An 8,234-nucleotide genomic window follows, 5' to 3' on the forward strand; every position below is an offset into this window, starting at 1 on the left:
AATTTAAACCGCTGTTTATAAGCGGTTTTTTTATTTTTGATTACATTTATATTTAATTATTAGTTCAATAAATTATTAGATCTTCTACAGGATTACCTATGGCTACCATAAAAGATGTTGCACGTATGGCTGGTGTTTCAACAACAACAGTGTCACATGTAATTAATAAAACACGCTTTGTCGCCGAAGCCACACAAGAGCGTGTACGTGCAGCTGTAGAGGAGTTGAACTATGCACCCAGTGCGGTCGCACGTAGTTTAAAATGTAATACCACGCGCACCATAGGTATGCTGGTCACGCAATCCAGTAATCCATTTTTTGCCCAGGTAATGCATGGGGTTGAAAACTACTGTTATAAGCAAGGTTATACGCTGATCGTTTGTAATACAGAAGGCAGTATTCATAAACAGCGTGATTACCTTCGTATGCTGCACGAGAAAAGAATCGATGGACTACTGGTCATGTGCTCTGATCTTACTGAGGAGTTACATGCACTACTAGAGCGTAATAGCGAACTACCCATGGTAATCATGGATTGGGGCCCTAAGAGCCTTACCACAGATAAGATCATCGATAATTCTGAAGAAGGGGGCTATTTAGCCACTCGCTATTTATTAGAAAAGGGCCATACTCACATTGCTTGCTTAACTGGCCATAAAGAGAAGTTCACCTGTATCGAACGTGTTAAGGGTTTTGAACGCGCAATGGCAGAGTATAAAGTACCAGTGAACTATGATTTCATTGTCGAAGGTGACTTTGAGTGTGAAACCGCATCTGCGATTACTGAGAAACTACTGAACCAACCGCAGCGTCCTACTGCTATTTTCTGTTTCAATGACATAATGGCCTTGGCCACCATCAGTAAAATACAGCAGATGGGCCTACGAATTCCAGAAGACATTTCTGTGATTGGTTATGACAATATTGATCTCTCTGCCTACTTCTCACCCCCTTTAACGACAATCCACCAACCTAAACGTCGTGTAGGTAAAACAGCAGTAGAGATATTGCTAGAGAGAATCAAAGATAAGGATCATGAACGCCGTATCTTCGAGATGAAGCCTGAGTTGGTTGAACGTAGCTCGGTTCGAGATATTAGTTAGTAACCCAAGTTAACGTACAAAATACAGATTTAGATTGTTTAGAATTCGCGCAGAATATGTCTGCGCAAATTCTGAGCCAGCACTCTGCATTTACTTCAGAACCATACATTGAAAGCTTATTTTTGGAACCGGCATCACATTTATATCGTCGTTGATTTCTGGCTAAGCAGTATGTTGAGTATTATTTATAAGTCACGAACAAGGCAAACTATCTGAAAAGATAGGACGCAAAGCCACCGACCTAACCGTTTATATTTATAAAACGAATGGCAGCGGAGCTACCGATGGGCAAGTTTGTATAGTTCTTTCAGATTAATGACTTTATTCTGACATTTCAGTTACCCACTTTGCTAATCTTTAACTCGGAATTATTACGTTTGGTGACATCAACCCATTCACCGAGAAATAGCATGGACAGACCTTTACTTAAAGATTCATTAAAACTGTTTTCACCTCTTGGCAAGATAAAATCTCGCTCAATGTTTGGTGGATTCGGAATTTTTGCTGACGATACAATGTTCGCCCTAATCGTAAATGATAAACTGCATTTACGAGCTGATAAGGTAATAGCAAAGCGTTTTGTAGAACAAGGATTAAAGCCGTACGTATATAAAAAACGTGGCTTTCCTGTTGTGACAAAATACTTCGCGATGCCAGACGAGCAATGGAGTGATATCAATACCATCCTTGTGCAAGCCAAACAATCTTTGCTAACCGCCAAAGAAGATAAGGTCGTACAAGAGACGACAGGGCCAAACCGATTAAAAGATCTTCCCAACCTAAGATTAGGCACGGAACGCATGCTGAAAAAAGCGGGGATATCGACTATCGAACAACTACGAACCTCTGGCTCTTTAGGGGCTTACCAAGCCATTAAAAGTACCCATAACACCGCTGTAAGCGTTGAGCTATTGTGGGCATTAGAGGGGGCAATTTGTGGAAAACACTGGTCTGTTATCCCCCAAAGTAGACGTGATGAGTTATTAGTGAAACTCAATTAAACATAAATGAAGCGGCTTTGGCCGCTATTTTTTTACTTAGGTATCCATTCATCCATCTCCCCTAAGCTCCTTTTTTTCTGCTACATTAAAAATAGTTCACTCTTATTGAAAGATTCTTTAATAATAACGGTCTGTTATCTCTAAGCTGTTTAATTAATGTTGTAGGTCATCGTTTATGAATAAGAAAAAAATTGCCATCATTATGGTTGCCATTATTGCTGTTTGGGCAATGTTTAATTTCAATTACCTCATTACGTTAGAGAATGCAAAAGCGCAGCAGGCCGAGCTTAACCTCTACATTTCTGATAACTGGCTTGCAGCAAGTGCCRTCTATTTTCTTCTCTACATATTAACCACAGCATTGTCTGTACCTGGTGCAGCAATAATCTCTTTGCTTGGTGCTGCTCTTTTTGGTTTTTGGTGGGGATTGGTGCTGGTCTCTTTTGCAAGCAGCATAGGTGCCACTCTTGCTTTTCTGTTTAGTCGATATCTATTGCGTGATTGGGTGCAGAAAAAATTTGGTAACAAACTCTCTGCTATTAATAGTGGTATCGAAAGAGATGGGAACCTCTATCTGTTGACGCTACGACTCATTCCTGTATTCCCATTCTTTTTGATAAACCTGCTTATGGGTCTATCAAAAATGTCCGTCTCTAAATTCTATCTGTACAGCCAACTTGGTATGTTGCCGGGTACCATGGTTTATTTAAATGCCGGTACTCAACTGGCTGATATTGAAACTTTATCTGGTCTACTCTCTCCTGCCGTCCTTACCTCTTTGGCAATCTTAGGATTATTTCCTTTGGTTGCAAAATTTGTTATCGGTAAAATCAATAACAAAAAAATTATTTCGAAATAGAACAAACCAAAATAACGTTGATTTATCTAAAATAGTATATAAAGTACAACAAGTTATACAACAATTGTTATCCAGATGCCTGTTACTATAGGTTGAAAATATCATAACTGAACAAGAAAAAGGACATTTCATGAACAAAGTTATTCTCATTATTAGCTTAATAATGGTATCTGCCTTTAGCAATGCGTCTGCACTTGACTGGACTAGCGTCGAGAAAAAAGCGAAAGGACAAACGGTCTACTTTTATGCTTGGGGTGGAAGCCAAGAGATCAACAATTTCCTACGCTGGACTGGGCAACGTTTACAACAGCAGCACGGGATCACTTTTAAGCATGTTAAAGTGACCGATATTTCTGAAGCAATTTCTCGTTTAGCCGCTGAAAAAACGGCGAAAAAGAACAGTGGCGGTACCATCGATATGGTGTGGATTAATGGCGAGAACTTCAAATCAATGAAGCGTTATAATTTGCTCACCAAACCATTTGTTGAAAGCCTACCTAACTGGAAGTATGTCGATCAGTCCCTTCCAGTGACCACGGATTTCTCTGAACCCACGCTAGGTCTTGAAGCACCTTGGGGCATTGGTCAGTTAGTCTTTATTTATGACCAAAAACAGCTGCATAATCCGCCTAAGACTCATCGTGAAATGCTCGATTATGCTCAAACATTTCCCAATAAAATCAGCTACCCTCGCCCTCCATCATTCCATGGAACCAGTTTTTTGAAATCCGTTCTGCTTGAATTGAGTTCTGACACAAACCCACTCTATGTGCCAGTTGATAAATCAACATTCCAACAAGTCACAGCTCCATTATGGGACTACCTTGACCAACTTCATCCAGTCTCTTGGATGCAAGGTAAACAATTCCCTTCAACTAATGCAGAAATGGTACAGTTACTTGATGATGGCGAACTCGATCTTGCTATCTCATTCAACCCAAATCAGATATTCACCGCTCAAGCCAATGGCACGCTAGCTCGCACTACCAGAAGTTATGCGATGGAGTCAGGATCACTCTCTAATATTCATTTTCTCTCTATTCCATGGAATGCCTCAGCCAAAGAGGGAGCATTAGTGGCTATCAATTTCTTACTTAGCCCTGAAGCTCAATCTAAAAAAGGGGATCTTTCTGTATGGGGTGACCCATCTATCTTACAGTCTCAGTACTTAAAAGGATCAGCAAAAAATACCGTTTTATATAAATCAGTATCCGAGCCTCACCCTAGCTGGCAAGATGCACTCGAAAAAGAGTGGCAGAAAAGATACGGGCATTAATCGTTGTTATTCACTATGAGGCAGGCCCGTTCTGCCCTATTTACTGCACTCGTTATTGTTGCCTTGATACTCTGTTTTCTCCCTTTACTTCCAGGTTTAGGTGGATTGATTGTTTCCGCTTTCGGTTATATTCCAGCTATCAATCAAACCCACCTTTCCCTATCTGGCTTTGTTGACCTGTGGCAATGGCCCGGTCTGATGAACTCTATTGGCTTAACCCTGTTTATCGCCATTGGCAGTACTTTCTTTGCTACCATATTATGCTTCTCTATACTGCAATCTTGTTGGGGCAGTCGTTGGTGGAAAAAAGTAGAATCGCTTATTGCACCATTACTAGCACTACCTCATGTCGCATTTGCCATTGGCTTTGCTTTCCTATTTACTCCATCAGGTTTTTTTGCTCGTGTTTTCTCTCACATAAGTACTGATTTCACCATTTCCAGTTGGAGTGTTATTAACGACAACTATGGCATTGGTCTTATTATCGGCCTGATCATCAAAGAGATCCCCTTTCTGCTGTTTATGAGTCTGCCTATTCTGAAACAGTTGAATATTCGACGAACACTGTTTACGGCCCGCAGCCTTGGTTATTCATCCCATCAAGCGTGGCAGAAGATCATTTTTGTACAGTGGTTACCTAAAATGAGGTTCCCTCTGCTCGCTGTCATCGCTTATAGCGCTTCTGTCGTTGATATGTCGTTAGTGATCGGGCCAAAAATTCCACCAACCCTTTCGGTACTGATTTGGCAATGGTGGAACGACGCAGATCTCCTCACGCTTGGAAAAGCAACATCAGGTGCTTTTTTGCTCTTTGTTCTCTGCGCTATGCTGTTACTGCTTATTCGTTTTGTTGAGTGGATGGTGACTCAATACGCTCGCTCATGGCAAATCAGCGGTCGATACGCTCTTCCCCTACCTGGAAGAGCAGCGCTGTTATTGACTGCATCTATATCCCTACTCACAATACCTGTACTTATGGTCTGGTCAGTCGCACTGCGCTGGCAGTTTCCCAATATCTCTCCTTCGCGGTGGTCTAGCCAATTTTGGGGACAAGAGTGGTCATATCTTATTGATATTATAAATAACAGTGTGTTCATCGCACTGCTCAGTAGCAGTATTGCCTTGCTCTGCGCTCTTTTAGTTCATGAACATAGTACGAGAACACAGCGACGCTGGACAGTTCCACGTTTTTTGGTTTCAGTTCCTATGCTCGCTCCACAAATATCGTTACTGTTTGGTATCCAAGTATTGAGCATATTCGCCGGGAGTGATCACTATATTATTTGGGTGGTGTGGACTCACCTCTTTTTTGCATTCCCCTATATCTATATCGCGTTAGATGGACCTTGGCGCAGTTATGATCAACGTTTAGATAATACCGCTCGCAGCCTAGGTTTAAATGCATTACAAGTGTGGTACAAAATTAAAATGCCAACCCTCTTTCCTGCGATTGTCATTGCATGGGTTGTTGGGATCAGTGTGAGTTTGGCGCAATACTTACCTACGCTAATGTTGGGAGCTGGACGCATCCCAACGCTCACCACGGAAGCCATCGCACTCTCTAGTGGGCAAGACCGTAGAGTTAGTGCCATTTATGCGTTATTGCAATTTGCTGTTCCTGTTTTCTTCTATGTATTCGCTATTATACTGAGTAGAGTAACAGGGCCTCTTGAAAATCGTACCTCATTAAGAAACAAAGGAAATAATGACGTTAACTGTTAACAACTTCTCTGTAATCAACCCCAGTGGTGTGGCACTCTTCCCACCCCTCTCTTTTTCAGTGGAGCCAGGTGAAGTTCTCTCACTAATGGGCCCAAGTGGCTGCGGAAAATCAACACTTCTAAGTGCTATTGCTGGGCACCTTCATAAAGACTTCACGTTACATGGTCACTGTAGTCTTGATAATTTGCCTCTCGACAATCTTGCCGTTGAAGAGCGACAAATCGGGATGCTATTTCAAGATGATATGCTATTTCCTCACCTGAATATTTGGGAGAACCTAGCGATTGCACTGCCTAATCGGGTTAAAAATCCGGAACGAAAAGAGCGTGCATTAGCCACACTTAAAGCACATAACCTCGCTGAATTGGCCAACCAAGAACCGACGAGTATCTCAGGCGGACAAAGAGCTCGTGTCAGTTTATTAAGGATGTTGTTAGCAGAGCCTAAAGCCGTGCTTCTCGACGAACCATTCAGTAAATTGGATGCTTCACTTCGTCTTGATTTCAAGCAGTGGGTCTTTTTACAAATTAAACAACGAGGCTTACCCGCTCTCATGGTGACTCATGATATTTCCGATGTACCTGATCAATGCAACTGTCTAGATTGGCCTTGGGAACATGGACTGGAGTGTAGGAATGCTGGATAGATTTAGTGTCAAAGTAATAAAAGCCCCCTTACATCACATTGCTAAGGTCTTTAATGCTGCGGGAATCAAAGCCGATTCTGTCACCTTATTTGGTTTCGTAATTGGTCTTCTCGCTTTTCCTGCGATTGTGCAGCAACAGTATGAACTCGCCCTGATCTTGGTTCTCGCAAACCGAATATTTGATGGTATTGATGGCGCTGTAGCAAGAATACAAGGCATTACTGACAGCGGTGGGTTCTTGGACATCACCCTAGACTTTCTATTTTACTCACTGATCCCTTTTGCTTTTGTCATTGCCAATCCTGACACTAATGCTATCGCTGGTGCCTTTCTCATTTTCTCATTCATTGGTACTGGCTCAAGCTTCCTAGCCTTTGCAGTCATGGCCGGAAAAAGAAATATCGAAAATCCAATCTATAAGAATAAATCACTCTATTACATTGGAGGATTAACTGAAGGTACTGAAACCATCGGTTGCTTTGTTTTTATCTGTCTGTTTCCACAGTATTTTGCTTTCACTGCTTATCTGTTCGGTGTTCTGTGTTGGGTCACCACAGCCAGCCGTATTTGGGCCGGTTATCACACCTTAAAAAGTACCCATTAGACCTTAGTAGTATTGTTCCATTTACTCCTTTTGTTTATTGTGTTCACGAAATTTGAATTACAGCGGATAAGATCATATGAATATTGAGAAAGAGAACCACCAAGTGGCTATAGATATACTTCGCTGTCACCTCGGTCTATCTGAAGAAGAAGCGAGAACTCAATTAGGATTAGAGAACCCTGTTCAGTCTCAACAAAGACTGTTGAAGATCCATGAAAGCCTCATCAGCTACAAACCTGAGTAGCCCCCGTAATTACCCTTTAGCGATTTAGCTGTTACACAAATTCTGAACATAAAAAAGCCCAGATCATCAGACCTGGGCTTTTCAGTTTTAAATTTGTTGTTTAGATTAAGCTGTCACTGTTTGCTCTTCTTTGCCTTCAAACGCGGTTGGACCAACAGGCATAACGACACGGCCATACTCTTCATTGAGTACTTGAGCCATTGAGAAGTACATCGCACTTAAACCGCAGAAAATGCCAACCCAACCAGCGATGTAGCCAATCAGAACACTGCCAGAAAAATCTTTAGCCGCTAACAGACCAAACAGAATCGTTAGAGAACCAAAAATAACCTGCTTAGCACGAGGGTAGTTTAAAGAACCAATAAATAAGAAGAATGTGAATACACCCCAGAGAAGAAGATACCAACCCATAAAGCTTGCTGATGTTGCTTCTGCAAGGCCCATCTCAGGCATAACAATGAGTCCAACCAATGTTAACCAGAAGAAACCGTAAGAGGTAAACGCAGTCGTACCAAACGTGTTACCGTTTTTGAATTCCATAATGCCAGCAACTACCTGTGCCATGCCACCAAAAAACAGTCCCATCGCAAGAATCACTGATGCCATAGGGAAAAAACCAGCATTATGCAGGTTCAGTAGTACGGTAGTCATACCAAATGCCATTAGGCCTAATGGAGCTGGATTACATTTGTTCGTTGACATGCAGGAGYGCCTCTGTTGTTTTATCAAATATTTTTTAACAAATAAAAAAATATAATAATCTTAGATGGCGCGCATTC

General features: G+C 41.7%; 9 protein-coding genes and 1 riboswitch. Of the genes, 8 read left to right on the forward strand and 1 reads right to left on the reverse strand.

Translation table 11 applies throughout. The annotated features are described in order from the left end of the window. The first annotated feature begins 98 nt into the window (after window positions 1-98). The 8 genes from L4C32_RS19650 to L4C32_RS19685 all read left to right on the forward strand — a co-directional run bounded on the left by L4C32_RS19650 (window position 99) and on the right by L4C32_RS19685 (window position 7,455). Complete coding sequence (locus tag L4C32_RS19650) at window positions 99-1,103, forward strand: substrate-binding domain-containing protein (protein WP_428198591.1); 1,005 nt, start codon at window positions 99-101, stop codon at window positions 1,101-1,103. Between the two features lie 192 nt (window positions 1,104-1,295). Then, window positions 1,296-1,389, forward strand: a riboswitch (cyclic di-GMP riboswitch). Between the two features lie 124 nt (window positions 1,390-1,513). Continuing rightward, window positions 1,514-2,104: a TfoX/Sxy family DNA transformation protein gene (locus tag L4C32_RS19655; RefSeq protein WP_428198592.1), complete on the forward strand. Its 591-nt coding sequence runs from the start codon at window positions 1,514-1,516 to the stop codon at window positions 2,102-2,104. 175 nt (window positions 2,105-2,279) lie between these two features. Further along, the gene (locus tag L4C32_RS19660) at window positions 2,280-2,963 is read left to right on the forward strand and encodes a TVP38/TMEM64 family protein (protein ID WP_428198593.1); all 684 of its coding nucleotides are present in this window, start codon (window positions 2,280-2,282) and stop codon (window positions 2,961-2,963) included. A 130-nt stretch (window positions 2,964-3,093) separates the two neighbouring features. Continuing rightward, window positions 3,094-4,239, forward strand: coding sequence for an ABC transporter substrate-binding protein (locus L4C32_RS19665; RefSeq protein WP_428198594.1), 1,146 nt, complete (start codon window positions 3,094-3,096; stop codon window positions 4,237-4,239). A 15-nt stretch (window positions 4,240-4,254) separates the two neighbouring features. Beyond that, window positions 4,255-5,961, forward strand: a complete 1,707-nt coding sequence (locus tag L4C32_RS19670; RefSeq protein ID WP_428198595.1) for an ABC transporter permease — start codon at window positions 4,255-4,257, stop codon at window positions 5,959-5,961. Beyond that, window positions 5,945-6,607 (forward strand): ATP-binding cassette domain-containing protein, encoded by a 663-nt coding sequence (locus L4C32_RS19675; RefSeq protein WP_428198596.1) that lies wholly within the window; start codon window positions 5,945-5,947, stop codon window positions 6,605-6,607. Before L4C32_RS19670 ends, L4C32_RS19675 begins: the two co-directional genes overlap by 17 nt. Further along, window positions 6,597-7,211 (forward strand): CDP-alcohol phosphatidyltransferase family protein, encoded by a 615-nt coding sequence (locus L4C32_RS19680; RefSeq protein ID WP_428198597.1) that lies wholly within the window; start codon window positions 6,597-6,599, stop codon window positions 7,209-7,211. Before L4C32_RS19675 ends, L4C32_RS19680 begins: the two co-directional genes overlap by 11 nt. A gap of 76 nt (window positions 7,212-7,287) precedes the next feature. Then, window positions 7,288-7,455, forward strand: coding sequence for a hypothetical protein (locus tag L4C32_RS19685; RefSeq protein WP_428198598.1), 168 nt, complete (start codon window positions 7,288-7,290; stop codon window positions 7,453-7,455). Between the two features lie 105 nt (window positions 7,456-7,560). Here L4C32_RS19685 and L4C32_RS19690 read toward each other — a convergent pair whose 3' ends face one another. Beyond that, window positions 7,561-8,157 (reverse strand): acetate uptake transporter, encoded by a 597-nt coding sequence (locus tag L4C32_RS19690; protein WP_428198599.1) that lies wholly within the window; start codon window positions 8,155-8,157, stop codon window positions 7,561-7,563. Between the last annotated feature and the right edge of the window lie 77 nt (window positions 8,158-8,234).

The organism is Aliivibrio kagoshimensis (genome assembly GCF_050337105.1).
Taxonomy (GTDB): domain Bacteria; phylum Pseudomonadota; class Gammaproteobacteria; order Enterobacterales; family Vibrionaceae; genus Aliivibrio_A; species Aliivibrio_A kagoshimensis.